This is a genomic window from Chryseobacterium sp. X308, from assembly GCF_020733145.1.
GTDB lineage: Bacteria > Bacteroidota > Bacteroidia > Flavobacteriales > Weeksellaceae > Chryseobacterium > Chryseobacterium cupriresistens.
Genome location: NZ_JAJFZH010000022.1, coordinates 23,245 through 37,791 on the forward strand (window position 1 = coordinate 23,245; position 14,547 = coordinate 37,791).

A 14,547-nucleotide genomic window follows, 5' to 3' on the forward strand; every position below is an offset into this window, starting at 1 on the left:
TTAAAGCTTTAATTTTTTGAATACAAACTCAGGAATATTCCTGATAATCATCATAATAATACTCCAAACAGGCAAAACATATGCCACATTCCTACCCTTTTTGAAGGCTTTGTAAATACAGGAAGCTGCCTGTTTTGGCGTGGCTGTCAGTTTCGGATTTAAAGGCAGGCCTTCTGTCATTTTGGTTGCCATAAATCCAGGTTTTATCGTAAGAACGTGCACTTTTTTATCAAAAAGATAATTTCTCAAACCGCTCAGATAAGCCGTAAAAGCTGCTTTTGCACTTCCATAGATAAAATTACTCTGTCTTCCCCGGTCTCCTGCCACTGATGAAAGCCCGATAATCGTGCCGGATCTTCTGCTTTCAAACTTTTGGGCAAAATAATTCATTAAAGGAACCAGTTTTGAATAATTGATATCAATGATACGCTCTGTATTTCTGTTGTCATATAATCCTTCTTCTGTTCCTTCACCCAAATATCCTACGGCACAAAATAATACATTTGAATTGATATTATCAAATCTATTATAATCAATTTCTTTTGTCAGATCCAGCTCAATAGCTTCCGCCTGCTGCAGAAACTTTACATCAAGATGTCTTGCAAAACGCTCTGTAGTTTCTTTATTTGAGGTAAAAAGATAGATTTTTTCAAACTTTTCTCCTTCCTGAAGTGCTTTTTCCACAAAAGCCTGTGCCACTTCGGATGTACTTCCCAGAACTATCATTATGAATTATTATTTATGATTCTCTTGTGCTGTAAAGACACAAATTTAGGATTTTGAATATTTTTCAGGTAGTTGGTAAGCGATGATCTGCTCATACTGTCTTTGGTAAGATAAATTCTTCCTCCAAACTCCTGAACAATAGCATCAAGCTGATCTACCAGTTTTTTCAGTTTTGAATTGACTTTAAAATCCAGCGCCAATGTATACCCCTCCACAGGGAATGAGTTGTAAGCCTGAGGATTATTTTTTCCAAAAAGTTTTAAAACTGCTAAGAATGATCCGTTCCCGCTTTTGGCGATTGTTTCAAGGATTCTTTTCATTCCTTCTTTTCCTGTTTCTTTAGGAATTACCATCTGATACTGTATAAAACCGGACTTCCCATAGATCTTATTCCAATCTGTGATCGCATCCAAAGGATAGAAAAACGTTTCATAATCGATAAAGTTTTTCACTTCTTTTTTAGACTGCTTTTTATAGTATAACCAATTGAAAATTTTTACAGTAAGGGCATTCAGTACAAATCCCGGAAAATAAAAAGGAACTGTAGGAGAAAATTTCTTCTTCAATCTCAAAGGCGTTTTGGAAAAACTCTGGGGAAGTTCATGCTGGAAAGCATGTTCTCCTCTCATAAGAATACTTCTTCCGATATTTTTTCCTTTCTGAAGGCAATCGATCCAGGCAACCGTGTAGGTCCAGTTTTCACTTTCATCGAACAGCTTAAAGATCTCATCCAGATTGTCTGCTTTGATACTTTCCTGACGAATGTATGCGGACTCTATATTTTTAAGTTTAAATTTTGCTGTGAGAATAATACCGGTAAGTCCCATTCCACCAATGGTAGCCCAGAACTTTTCTGTATTTTCCTCCCTGGAACAGGTAATGATCTCTCCTTTCTCAGTCATGAGCTTAAATTCAATTACATATTCTGAAAAACATCCTTCTGCATGATGATTTTTTCCATGAACATCGGATGCTATAGCACCACCTACCGATACAAATTTTGTCCCGGGAGTAACGTATAGAAAATATCCCTGCGGAACCGCTATTTCCAGTACATCTGAAAGCAGCACTCCGGATTCACATTCTATGATCCCGTTCAGACGGTCAAAATTGATGAACTTATTTAATTTTTTTGTTGAAAATATAGCTTCTCCCAATGAAGCATCTCCATAACATCTCCCATTTCCTCTCGCTATGACTTCGTTGTGATTGAGTACAAATTCTTTTATTTTTCTGAAACTGTCCTCAGATCTCATTTCCTTCTCTACTATTGGGAAATTTCCCCAGTTGGTAACTTTCTGTATGAAATTCGGTTTCATTTCTTAAAATAAATTTGAATTAAAAATGCAACAACCCAAAGCAATAAAGTAGCCTGTATGTAACGGTCCCTGTAGACAATTTTTGTAGGAGACTCCGTTCTGTTGTAAACAAGGGTCTGCTGAAGATATCTTAACAATGCAAATACAACGAAAATCACGGTATAAAAAACTCTTTCATGAAATCTTTCCTGAACTTCCGGAGAGAGCGTAAACATCAGGTAGCAGACAATAGCCAGTGTGATAGAAATGGATAAAGCAATATCTGCAAACTGAACGTTATATCCATCCAGTGCTTTTCTCGTTTTTCCAGAAACCTGGGCATTGATAAGCTCGCCTCTTCTTTTTCCTATTGCCAGCACCAAAGCCAATACAAAGGTCAGCAGGATTGCCCATTGTGAAATACTGATTCCGGTAATATAACCTCCGGCCAGTACACGTAGGACAAATCCTATGGCAATAATAAAAATATCAATAATAGGAACGTGTTTAAGCCTGAAAGTATAGGCAAGATTCATCACCACATAAAACCCTATGATGATTGCAAATTTCCAAAGTAGTTCATGGAAATAAAGTTGTGTAAAAAATACAAGACCTATATCTGCAATGATAAGACCTATAAGAATTCCTATCGCTTTTGATTTTGAAATAGCTCCACTCGCCAAAGGTCTTCTCCTTTTCTCAGGGTGTTTTCTATCTGCTTCAATATCATTATAATCATTCAGGATATAGACCACACTTGCTGCAAGTGAAAATATGACAAATGCAAAAATGCTTTTGAGAAGCAGATCTATATTGGTAATATTACCTGAAAAGAAAAGAGGGACAAATACAAAAAGGTTTTTCACCCATTGCTCCACACGGAGCAGTTTTAAATATTTCTTCATTTATGTTATTTCAAATACAAAAATAATAAATTCAAAATTTCTAGCATAAAAATACAAAAAAAACCGCCGGGGCGGTCTTTTACGAAAATATTTATATATTAAATTAACTATTGCCCTTGTTTGGCATCGTTAATCATTTTTTCATTGGCAGTAATAGCAAACTCTACTCTTCTGTTTTTAGCTCTTCCTTCTTCAGTATCGTTGCTAGCTACAGGCATTGCTTCACCTTCACCTTTTGTAAACATTCTGCTTGATGCAATTCCTTTTCCTGATAAATAGGCTTTCACAGCATCTGCTCTTCTTTGAGAAAGTTTCAGGTTGTACTCATCTGAACCTTTGCTGTCTGTGTGACCATAGATATTGATATTCGTATCTGGATTATTAGCCAGTACTTCAGCTAATTTATCAAGGTTGGTCTGTGCAACAGAAGTAAGGTTTGAAGAGTCGAAAGCAAAGTTAACAATACTTTCATTCATGGTTACTTTAATACCATCTCCTACTCTTTCTACCTGAGCACCTGGTAAAGTCTCTTTAATATCTTTTGCCTGCTTATCCATTTTGTTACCGATAACGTTACCCGCAACACCTCCGATAATACCTCCCAATACAGCTCCGATAGCTCCGTTTCCTCCTTTCCCTACATTGTTACCAAGGATACCTCCAATTACTGCTCCTGAAGCAGCACCTACTGCTGTACCTCTTTGTTGGTGGTTTGAATTCTGAACCGCTTCACAGCTTGTCAATAATAATGCTGATGACAAGAAAAGGGCTCCTACGTATGTTTTTGTAAATTTCATTTTTTTTGATCTTTTATGTTGATAAATTATTTCATTCCGGTTCTCTGGAAGTTGTAAACTACTTTTACATTACCTCCTTCAAAAGGAACGTCTTGCTCAAGTGAAAACTGATCTGTACTCTGATTAATCATTGTAAGACTGTAACCTGCTGTATTTTGTTTAGCTTTTGTACCTGAAGCAATTTTTTTAAACATAAACGTATTACCGCCTTTTACTTCAAATTTGATTGGCTGTGTAATTGCCGGGCAATCTCCACCACCGTTTAAAGTATACGCTCCTGTCCAGTTATTGGGAATCAATCTCCAGTGGCTTCCTACGAAGCACTGTGCGTCTGCACCTTCATCAAAAGGCTTAATTTTATAACCTTTATCATAATCTATGCTTACAATCTGCCAGTCTCCTTTCATTTTCAGGAAGTCGGCTCTTTGATTTTGAGATGTAGCTGCTTTGTTAACAGAGGAACACGAAACTGCAAAAAGTGATGTTCCCAACATCCCTGCAAGTAGTAACTTTTTCATTTTGTTGTTTATTATTTTGTTACTATAAAGTTACAAAAAACCGTGCCAAAATTTAAAATAAAAAATAAAAAGTCCGAAAAAATTCGGACTCTTTATGGTTTCTCCTTAAACACAGGGAGATAAATTATTTTTTAACAGCCTTTTTTACGGATTTCGAAGGCTTGGCTGTGCCTGTAGTTTTTCCTTTATAAAAGTTTGTATAAGCATATTCTGCAGCTTTTTTCAGGTCGATAACTCCACCTGCCTGAGATTGGTCACCAAAACCATCTGCTGTACTCGGATTGCTGCTTTTCACAAGGGCTTCGATAATCTGATAAGGTTTCAGATCCGGCATGTAAGCCAGCAAAACAGCTGCTCCACCGGCTACTACAGGGGAAGCCATAGAAGTACCCTGAAGGTATTTATATTCGTTTTTAGGAACGGTAGAATAGATTTCTTCTCCCGGAGCAAAAACGTTCACCATCTTTTTATTGTAATTAGAAAAATCTGCTCTCAGCGCATTATTTTTATTGGTACTTGCCCCTACCACAAGAACGTTGCTTACAAATGGCTTCTCATCTGTAACATTTTTAAAGTTGGTAGGATATGCCAGATGTTCTGCAACATCTTCATTTTCGTTACCTGCAGCTTTTACTAAAAGAACACCTTTATCTTCAGCATATTTGAAGGCATCCCAAACCACATTTTTACCAGGAGAAACAGGTTTTCCAAAGCTCATATTTAAAACTTTCGCACCATTATCTACAGCATATCTGATGGCATTGGCAACATCTTTATCTCTTTCATCACCATTCGGAACTGTTCTTACAGACATAATTTTAGCCACTTTGGAAGCTACTCCGTACTGAACTTCTTTTCCTTGCGGAAGTCCAGCAATAATACCGGCCACGTGGGTTCCATGTTCTGCATCCGGTCCTTCATAATGATTATTTCCATAGATTTTTTCAGAATAGTCATCATAGTTATCCCCTACAATTTCTTTTCTCGGATCATAGGAAAGGTCATATTGTTTTGCTGCAGGAGCAAAATGATCGATGGCTTCTTTCATTTCCTCCTTCATCTTTTTTTCAAATTCCGCGGCTGATTTTCCTTTGAATTCCGGACTTTGTGAAATCTGACCTAAGAATTCCATTGCAATGGCATCTCTCTGATCTGTCGGAGCTTTTATTGCAGCAATAGTTTCAGCGGTTACTGGCTTACCAGCCAGCAGTTTTACCATATTAGGAATCAATTCGTTCAGCATAGAATAAGTCTGAAAGTTTTGTTTTGCCTCGATACTTTTTTTATTGAACATATCTTTGGCTTTCATATACATCTCAAACTCTTCCTTCATCTTAGCCTGATTGGCTTTATTTTTTGTGGAATCATCTCCTTCGAAAACAGGTTTATATTTGGCAACTACTCTTGTCACCTCCATATTATCGATATCAATATCACCGTTTTTACCTCCTATAAAGTTCCATCCGTGTACGTCATCAATATACCCGTTTCCATCATCATCTTTACCGTTTCCGGGAACCTCGTTTGGATTCGACCATAGGTTTTTTACCAATCCCGGATGATCTACCTGTACTCCACTGTCTAATACACCCACCACGACTGTTTTAGGCTTCAGACCTTTAGATTCCAGATATTTATAAGCATTTGCTGTATTTACACCATATACTTTTGAAGTTGCAAAATCTTTGTGATACCATGTCATAAGATCTTTATCTTCGTTGGGATCAATACTTTTAGCTTTAGATTCCTGTGCAAAGGATAAACTAAAACCTGCAAAAAAAACTGCAGCTAATAATACCTTTTTCATATGTTGATATTTAATTTTTTAAAGAGATATGCCAATCACCGTCATCATCTGTTTTATACTTTACCAACAGTGATTGTACTAATATTGTTGTTTTATATTTTTAATATATACGAGTGATTCCGGGCCTTTATTACAAATAAGGTCAAGAACCGACAGGTCTTCCAAAAATCCGAATTTATCAGAGAATGTCTGGTAATATTCTTCCATCTGAAATTCTGAAGGAAGTTTTGCCGAAAACTTTTCCCTGAAATTGATACTCTCCGGATTTTTGATATATTCTACATTCAAAGAGTGTGCCTTTTCTGTTTTAAGTATCTGTTGGATGACTTCTATCCCTTTAAGGTTAAAATCCAGCAGGAACTTTTCTTTAAGGTCAAATATTTTTCTGAACTTATCTTCATAATACTCGAAATAAGGAGAGCTTTGATATGCGGTCTTAATGGATTTCCAATGAAGCGTTCTCCAGTCTTCGCGGTAAGAAATTTCAACATCTTTGAATTCTCTTTTCCCGTTATGATTGATAGGAATTATTAATGATAATTTTCCGTTGGCACCATAAATATTGGCTCTGTTTCTATACGTCTGCTTCGGAAAGTTTTCAAACTGTTCAAATACAATTTCATTTTCAGGATTTAAAAACACTGAAAACCATGAAATTGGTGGCATATAAAATGCCGGTAATAATACATTCTTCATATTCATAATGCAAAAATGAAGTATTTTTTCAAATACTTCATTCTATTTTACGTTTAATTTTTTTTATTAATTGTCTTCAGTTTTTTTCTTTCTGAATAATTTCATGAAATAATCCCATCCGAAGAACAAGATCAGGATCATAGCTGCAATCCACCAGTAAGAAGTTTTATTGGATTCTCCCGTATTGGTTGCTTTGAACATTCTTTCCCAACGGATTTTCTTAGGGGCCTGATACGTTGAGCTTGCATCCGGAAATACTCCCTGTACACTCATCCATGTAAACATTGGTTTTCCAACAATATTTTCTTCCGGAACAAAACCAAAGAATCTTGCATCCAATGATGCATCCCTGTTGTCCCCGATCATCATATAATAATCCTGCTGAATGGTATACTGATTCGCTTCTTTTCCGTTGATGAAAATTTTTCCGTTCTTTTTCTCTAAGCTGTTGTGCTCATATTCGGAAATGATCCACTGATACATTGGAAGTGTTTCCTGATTGATCGCCACCACATCTCCTTTTTTAGGGATTCTAACAGGTCCGTACCAATCCTGATTCCAAGGTTTGTTGATTGGGAAAATAGATTGTGTCGTATCAATTTTAGTTTTAGCTTCGTCTCTGTAATATACTGCAGCTTCTCCTTTTGGCGAAATCTCTTCCTTCATATCAATAACGTGAGGAAGCTCTTTAATTTCTTTGGCAGTTTTATCCGTTAAGCCCTGGAATCCATAAAGGAAACCTCCGTTATCCTGCTGTACTTCCTGAACCGGTAAAAATCCGTACGCTTTGTATAAAGTAGGAATATCCAATTGCGCATCAGTCGTTACAATATATCTGTGCTGTACTTCCTGATCTCCTAAAACAGTCTCCGGCTTTCCGTTAACGAAAAGTCTTCCGGCTCTCATTTCAAAAGTGTCGCCTGCTGTAGCTACACATCTTTTTACGTAAGGATCTTTTCTGTCAATTGCTGTATGTACGGAATCCTGAGGATAGTTGAAAACTACAACATCATTTTTCTGTGGTTTGTTGAATTGTAAGATTCTTGTGTATGGAAGCTTCACTGCATCTACGTAAGACTTTGGATCATCTTTCGGGTTTCCTTTCTGTCCTGTATCCATAATAGTTCCCTGAAGGAAAGGAATCGCCACAGGACGCATTGGAAGTCTGTATCCATAGCTCCATTTGTTTACAAAAAGGAAGTCACCCACCAATAATGTTCTTTCCATAGATCCTGTAGGAATCCCGAAAGGCTGTGTTACAAAAACGTGGATAATAGTGGCAAAAACTACCGCAAATGTAATGGAACCAATGAATGTATCTTTCTTTTTATCGTTTTTCTCTTCTTCTGTAAGAAACAGGTCGTTTGCATTTTCATCTTCTAACTCTACATCTTTAGAATAGTTGATGACCGCCATATAAATAAACGGCAGAATCACGGTAAGAATCTGATCTTTGAAAAGTGTTTTCCCAAACTTTTTCACTAAATAAAGGTGGAAAACCGACATCATAATGGGTCCTACTATCGGAAGATAAGACATGATTGCCCACCATTTCGGATGTTTTGTTTCTTTGAGAATAATGAAATAGTTGTAGAAAGGGATAAAAGCAAATAAAGGGCTATAGCCCATTTTTTTGAACAGTTTCCAAGATGAAATCCCCATCAGTACGGATAGTATGAGGACATATACTGTATAAGTTAAAAAATAATTCATAAATTTTTGTGCCTATTCTTAAGATATAAATAATAAAAATGATGAGTAATAAATGATAAAAGCAGTCCGCTGTTTACAATTCACTATTCATCATTTTCTGCTTATTGGTCTGCAATTTACAGAATTTGTTACAAATTAAAGCCCCAAAACGTCTTTCATTCCGAAGTTTCCTTTTTTATCTTTAATCCACTCAGCAGCGACTACCGCTCCCAGGGCAAAACCGTTTCTGTTGAAAGCGGTATGTTTGATCTCGATTTCGTCCACTTCACTTCTGTAATACACGCTGTGTGTTCCAGGAACTTCGTCTTCACGTATGGCAAAAATTCCAAGCTGCTTCCCTTCTGTTTCTTCCAGTTTCCAGGCATCGAATTTCGGATTGTTCTGAATGATTCCCTCAGCGATAGAAATCGCAGTCCCACTTGGAGCGTCTTTTTTATGGATGTGATGAATTTCTTCCAACTGGCAAGAGTATTCATCTACGTTTTTCATCAGGTCTGCAAGTTTTTCGTTCAGAGCAAAAAATAAGTTGACTCCCAAACTAAAATTGGAACCGTATAGGAAAGCGGTACCGTTATCCACCGCTAATTTTTCAATTTCAGCTTTTTGATCAAGCCATCCTGTTGTTCCGCAGATCACCGGAATTTTATTTTCAAGACAAGCTTTGATATTTTCAAAAGCTACTTCCGGCAGTGAAAATTCAATCACAACATCCGGATTATTAAGATTCTCAGCAGTCGGGGTTTCCTTCAGACGGGCAACGACTTCATGACCTCTCTTCTGTGCGATCTCATCAATGATCTTACCCATTTTACCGTAACCAACTAATGCTATTTTCATATAATCTTATTTATTTTTAATTCTGCATTCAATCTTCAGACCTTCTGCAGATATGTTGTATTTTAAAATCTGTAACTTAAACTGAATCCTGTTTTTGGCGCGCTGTAGCCATACTGGTCCTGAATAACCGATGGTTTAAAAACCAGATCCGGATCATGGCGGCTTTCATAAAGATGGGCGTCTACTACAGCATCTACAATATTCAGAATATAAATCAAACCTGTAATGGCAATGGCATAATCCCTTTGCCTCTTGGCTCTGTCCTGTGCATTACCCAACGCTCTTTTGTCCAGCCATGGGTGGCTATCTACGAATTCATTGGGAGTTCCGTTCAGCTTTGCCACGTAATATTCACGGTATTTTTTGTATTGGTTATCATTCCATACGGCAATACCAACCCCAGCACCTACTGCTCCCCAGACAATAGGAATTTTCCAGTATTTTTTGTTATAAAACTGTCCTAATCCGGGTAAAACTGCAGAGTACAATCCAGCTCTGGTAGGATTAAGCTTTAAGGTTTTTGCTGTGGGACCGTTTGCTTTTTCAAGATCTTCAATGATTTTGGCTTCGGTTTTACCAGGCTTTACGACACGGGTTTCTTCTTTCGGAGGAGTCTGCATCCGAACGGTATCGATAGGTTTTACTTGTGAGTAAGCCAGTGCAGCGATACACAAGAAAAATGTGAAAAATATTTTCTTCATTTATTTAATATGGGATAAAATATATTCCAGCTCTTCTTCATTTTTGAAGTCCAGAACAATTTTACCTTTTTTACCATTTCCAGAAGCTTTGATCTCTACTTTCACGTCCAAGATATCAGCAATGGTCTTCTGGGCTTTTTTATAGTTATTGGAAAGCTCCACTTTTGCTTTTTTGGCAGCAGGAGACTTCGGGTTCTTCAATGCAGCAGCAGCCTGTTCAGCCTGACGGACGTTTAATTTTTCTTTGATAATAAGATCAAATAAAATCTGCTGAGCTTCTTCACTTTCAAGACTGATAATCGCTCTTCCGTGTCCTGCAGAAATCTCACCGCTTCTGATGGCATTCTGAATATCCGGATTTAATCTTAGCAGTCTGATAGAATTGGTAATCGTACTTCTGTCCTTTCCTATTCTCTGGCTCAGGTTTTCCTGAGTAAGGCCGATTTCCTCCAAAAGCCTGTGATAAGTTAATGCAATTTCAATAGCATCAAGGTCTTCTCTCTGGATATTTTCAACAAGAGCCATTTCAAGAAGCTCCTGATCATTGACTAAACGGATATAGGCAGGAATAGTCGTTAATCCGGCAATTTTAGTTGCCCTGTAACGTCTTTCCCCGGAAATGATTTCAAACTTTTCACCGTCTTTTCTCAGGGTAATCGGCTGGATTACGCCTAAGTTTTTAATGGATTGTGCAAGTTCGTTTAATGCTTTTTCATCAAAATAAGTTCTCGGCTGCGTTGGGTTCGGATAGATATCTTCAAGCGCAACTTCCACAATATTTCCCACAAACTTATCTGCTCCTTCATCAGTAGCGGAATTGATCGTTGCTTTGGATTCTGCACTTAAAATGGCGCCCAGGCCGCGTCCCATAGCTCTTTTTTTGTCCTTCATAGATATAATTGATAAATGATGTTTGAGAAGTGATGACCAACATTCACTTATTGCCCATTTATTATTAATTTAATTCTTTATTAAGTTTTCATTCTTCAAAAGAACTTCTTCAGCCAACTGAATATACTGAACAGCTCCTTTACTTTCTGCATCATAGTTCAGGATACTTTCCCCGAAACTTGGTGCTTCACTCAATCTTACATTTCTGCTGATAATGGTTTCAAAAACCATCTCAGGGAAATGCAGATTTACTTCTTCCACAACCTGATTGGATAGTCTCAATCTGCTGTCGTACATGGTTAAAAGAAGACCTTCAATTCCAAGATCTTTATTATGGATTTTCTGAACATTTTTAACGGTGTTCAACAATTTTCCAAGCCCTTCTAATGCAAAATATTCGCACTGAATCGGAATGATTACAGAATCTGCTGCTGTAAGAGCATTTACCGTAATAAGACCTAAACTCGGTGCACAGTCGATGATAATATAATCATAATCATCCCTTACACTTGCCAGTGCTTTTTTTAGCATATACTCACGGTCTTCCTTGTCTACCAGTTCAATTTCCGCTGCTACCAGATCGATATGTGACGGAATAATATCCAGGTTGGGAGTTGCCGTTCTTTTGATACAGACTCTTGTATCTGCACTATGCTCAAGAAGATTATAGGTAGAATACTGAACATCCTCAACACCCAAGCCGGATGTTGCATTCGCCTGAGGGTCAGCATCAATAATTAATATTCTTTTTTCCAATACTCCTAATGCTGCTGCCAAATTTACAGCGGTGGTAGTTTTACCAACACCTCCTTTTTGATTAGCAATACCTATGATTTTTGCCATTATTAGAACTTTAAGTTTCAAAAATACACTTTTTTCTTTGCTCTCGGTGAGTGGGGAAAATCAAAATTGAGTTAAAATATTGTTAATAAGCAATTTAACGATAAAAAAAATTATCCACAAAAAAAATTCTTTGTGGATAACTATTTGAAATTTACTTTTCCGTATTAATTATCAAATTTCATAGAGATTGGAAATTTGAAATAACTTCTTACGAATTCTCCTTTTTTGTTTTTGGCCGGGATCCATTTTCCTTTGTTGGAAATTGATTTAATAGTTCTCATTGCCTCATTGTTAAAATCGGCGTTGGTTCCGTTAGCTTTTACCCCTGAGATGGTTCCGTCCATTTCTACAATAAAGGTAACTGTCGTCTTTACAACATCTTCGGATTCAAATCCTGAACTGTCGAAGCTGTTCATTACTTTATTTCTGAAGGAGTCTATTCCTCCTGCAAAATTGGCTTCTACGCCAAGTTCTCCTGCTTCAGCAATTTTACTTTTGTCCACCGGATCAGCAATCACAGGCGGAGGTGTTGTGATTACAGGACCTGTTCCCACTGTTGGTGTAGGAACATTGGGTGTATTCGGCGCAACAGGCTCTCCTTTAAAATTGTCTTTAAATCCTGCTACAGCATCATCAGGAATGGGATCTTTTTTCACATTATCCTGAGCTGTACTTGATGGTGTAGGCACTGTACTGTCAAATGTTTTTGTATTGGGTGCTACTTCAGGCTTTACCGGAGTAATTTTTACCGGAGGTGCAACCGGATCATCAGGAATGATTACCGGTGGCGGGAGTTCCCATATTTTATCTGTTGTTTCTACTGTCTTAAATGCAGAAATCACAAATGGTGTAATGGATACTGCAGCCATTAAACTTGCTCCGATAAAAAGCGCTTTGGTTAATATTCTATCTGATTCGTTTCTTAATACATAGGCACCATAGTCTTTATTGCGGTGCTCGAACAGGACTTCGTTGAACCGAAATTCCTGGTTTTGGTTATGTTGTTTCATCACTACTACTATTTAAACTGTTAAAAATTTTGATTATTAGTTTTATTACTCTTATCGATAAGTAATGTTTCAATATCAAAACATCTGCCAAAATTTTATCAAAACAACATAATATTAGAAAATTTTATGATAAAGTTTAAATTTTAACATTTACAAGTAAAAAGTTTATAGAAGAAAAAGGAGTTATTTCTTCCCAAGTAAATAAGGAATAAACTTAATGACCTCTTACCCTTTTCAAGGTTTAAAACCTTGAAAAGGGGGCACAAAAACAAAAAAGAGACCATCAATGATGATCTCTTTTTATTGTATGTTCTAAGAAATATTAGAATAATTCTTTTCTGATGATGTTCTGACTTCTTTCAGGACCTACAGAAACTAAGTATACGTTGATTCCTAAGTATTTCTCAATAAACTCGATGTATTTTTGAGCAGTATCAGGAAGTTCATCATAGCTTCTTGCTTTGGTAATATCTTCACTCCAACCTGGTAAATCCTGATAGATTGGCTCGTAGTTGTACAATTTTTCTGTTGAAGAAGTGAAATAATCGATGATTTTTCCGTCTTCAGTTTTGTAATGGGTTACTACTTTCAGGTTCTCAATTCCTGTAAGAACGTCAAGCTTAGTGATCACAAGATTGTTGATTCCGTTGATCATACAAGCATGCTTTAAGGAAACAAGATCTAACCAACCTGTTCTTCTTGGTCTACCTGTAGTTGCTCCGAATTCACCACCGATCTGTCTGATCTTCTCACCCAGTTCGTTATCCAATTCAGAAGGGAAAGGTCCGTTTCCTACTCTTGTACAGTAAGCTTTTGCCACACCGATAAGGTTCTGAAGTGAAGTTGGCGGAACACCAGCTCCTGAACAAACACCTCCTGTAGATGGAGAAGATGAAGTTACGTATGGATAAGTACCGAAGTCAATATCAAGCATTAACGCCTGTGCACCTTCGAATAAAACGTTTTTACCGTCTCTGATTGCTTCGTTCAGCTCTAATTCAGTATCAACGATTCTGTCCTGAAGCTGTTTTCCGATTGCTAAATATTCGTTGTAGATTTCTTCAACGTCTAACGTTGGTTTTCCGTAATATTTTTCAAAAAGAGAGTTCTTAACTTTTAAGTTTTTCTCGATTTTATCTCTTAAAATTTCTGGATTTAAAAGATCTACCATTCTGATCCCGACTCTTGCGATTTTATCTTCATAGCAAGGTCCGATTCCTTTTTTGGTAGTTCCGATCTGAGTTCCTCCGTGTTCCTCTTCACGGTAAGTATCCAAAAGGATGTGGTAAGGCATGATGACATGCGCTCTTCTGCTGATAAAGATATGATCTGTTCTTAAGCCTTTGCTCTCGATCTGACCAACTTCTTTAATGAAAGACTTAGGGTTTACCACTACTCCGTTCGCAATGATACATTTCCCTTTGCATTGAAGAACTCCTGAAGGAAGAAGGTGTAGAACGAATTTCTCATCACCCACATAAACCGTGTGACCAGCGTTGTCTCCACCCTGGAAACGCACTACATAGTCCGATTTTGCTGATAAAACATCCGTGATTTTTCCTTTGCCTTCATCTCCGTACTGAAGACCTACAACTACATAAGTTGACATATTTTACTTTTGTTTTTAGATTCGTGCAAAATTACTTTTAAAAAATTGGGTGAGCAAATTTGAGAGGAATTTTATTTTGGGGTGGGGTGAAAATCATGAGGTTGAACGGAATAATTTTTATATTTGATTTATTACAGTTATACCTATGAGTCAATCTCAAAAACATCATTTTTTAACCGTATTTTATCTTAAAGGA

14 protein-coding genes are annotated in these 14,547 nt (G+C 37.1%); all 14 read right to left on the reverse strand.

Features of this window, described 5'->3' with window-relative positions:
* The 14 genes from LIV57_RS19110 to LIV57_RS19175 all read right to left on the reverse strand — a co-directional run bounded on the left by LIV57_RS19110 (position 1) and on the right by LIV57_RS19175 (position 14,351).
* A complete protein-coding gene (locus LIV57_RS19110; protein ID WP_227943886.1) occupies positions 1-726 on the reverse strand; it encodes an SDR family NAD(P)-dependent oxidoreductase in 726 nt (241 codons plus the stop codon).
* Positions 726-2,045 (reverse strand): FAD-binding oxidoreductase, encoded by a 1,320-nt coding sequence (locus LIV57_RS19115; RefSeq protein ID WP_227943887.1) that lies wholly within the window; start codon positions 2,043-2,045, stop codon positions 726-728. Before LIV57_RS19115 ends, LIV57_RS19110 begins: the two co-directional genes overlap by 1 nt.
* On the reverse strand, positions 2,042-2,929 hold the full coding sequence (locus LIV57_RS19120; RefSeq protein ID WP_202839769.1) for a decaprenyl-phosphate phosphoribosyltransferase: 888 nt from the start codon (positions 2,927-2,929) through the stop codon (positions 2,042-2,044). Before LIV57_RS19120 ends, LIV57_RS19115 begins: the two co-directional genes overlap by 4 nt.
* A gap of 107 nt (positions 2,930-3,036) precedes the next feature.
* On the reverse strand, positions 3,037-3,726 hold the full coding sequence (locus LIV57_RS19125; RefSeq protein WP_202839771.1) for an OmpA family protein: 690 nt from the start codon (positions 3,724-3,726) through the stop codon (positions 3,037-3,039).
* A gap of 26 nt (positions 3,727-3,752) precedes the next feature.
* Positions 3,753-4,244 carry a lipocalin family protein gene (locus LIV57_RS19130; protein WP_047433063.1) on the reverse strand — a complete coding sequence of 164 codons (492 nt, stop codon included), beginning with the start codon at positions 4,242-4,244 and terminating at the stop codon, positions 3,753-3,755.
* Positions 4,245-4,368: 124 nt separating this feature from the next.
* The gene (locus LIV57_RS19135; protein ID WP_227943888.1) at positions 4,369-6,051 is read right to left on the reverse strand and encodes a S8 family serine peptidase; all 1,683 of its coding nucleotides are present in this window, start codon (positions 6,049-6,051) and stop codon (positions 4,369-4,371) included.
* 78 nt (positions 6,052-6,129) lie between these two features.
* A complete protein-coding gene (locus tag LIV57_RS19140) occupies positions 6,130-6,753 on the reverse strand; it encodes a WbqC family protein (protein ID WP_410674110.1) in 624 nt (207 codons plus the stop codon).
* Positions 6,754-6,813: 60 nt separating this feature from the next.
* Positions 6,814-8,460, reverse strand: a complete 1,647-nt coding sequence (lepB, locus tag LIV57_RS19145; RefSeq protein ID WP_227943890.1) for a signal peptidase I — start codon at positions 8,458-8,460, stop codon at positions 6,814-6,816.
* Between the two features lie 135 nt (positions 8,461-8,595).
* Positions 8,596-9,297, reverse strand: coding sequence for a 4-hydroxy-tetrahydrodipicolinate reductase (gene dapB, locus LIV57_RS19150; RefSeq protein WP_227943891.1), 702 nt, complete (start codon positions 9,295-9,297; stop codon positions 8,596-8,598).
* Positions 9,298-9,359: 62 nt separating this feature from the next.
* Positions 9,360-9,998 carry a DUF5683 domain-containing protein gene (locus tag LIV57_RS19155; protein ID WP_202839779.1) on the reverse strand — a complete coding sequence of 213 codons (639 nt, stop codon included), beginning with the start codon at positions 9,996-9,998 and terminating at the stop codon, positions 9,360-9,362.
* Positions 9,999-10,889: a ParB/RepB/Spo0J family partition protein gene (locus LIV57_RS19160; RefSeq protein ID WP_227943892.1), complete on the reverse strand. Its 891-nt coding sequence runs from the start codon at positions 10,887-10,889 to the stop codon at positions 9,999-10,001. It abuts the gene before it with no gap.
* 69 nt (positions 10,890-10,958) lie between these two features.
* Positions 10,959-11,732: a ParA family protein gene (locus tag LIV57_RS19165; RefSeq protein WP_002981269.1), complete on the reverse strand. Its 774-nt coding sequence runs from the start codon at positions 11,730-11,732 to the stop codon at positions 10,959-10,961.
* Positions 11,733-11,896: 164 nt separating this feature from the next.
* Positions 11,897-12,742 carry an energy transducer TonB gene (locus LIV57_RS19170; protein WP_227943893.1) on the reverse strand — a complete coding sequence of 282 codons (846 nt, stop codon included), beginning with the start codon at positions 12,740-12,742 and terminating at the stop codon, positions 11,897-11,899.
* Positions 12,743-13,064: 322 nt separating this feature from the next.
* Positions 13,065-14,351, reverse strand: coding sequence for an adenylosuccinate synthase (locus LIV57_RS19175; protein ID WP_062676417.1), 1,287 nt, complete (start codon positions 14,349-14,351; stop codon positions 13,065-13,067).
* Positions 14,352-14,547 lie beyond the last annotated feature (196 nt).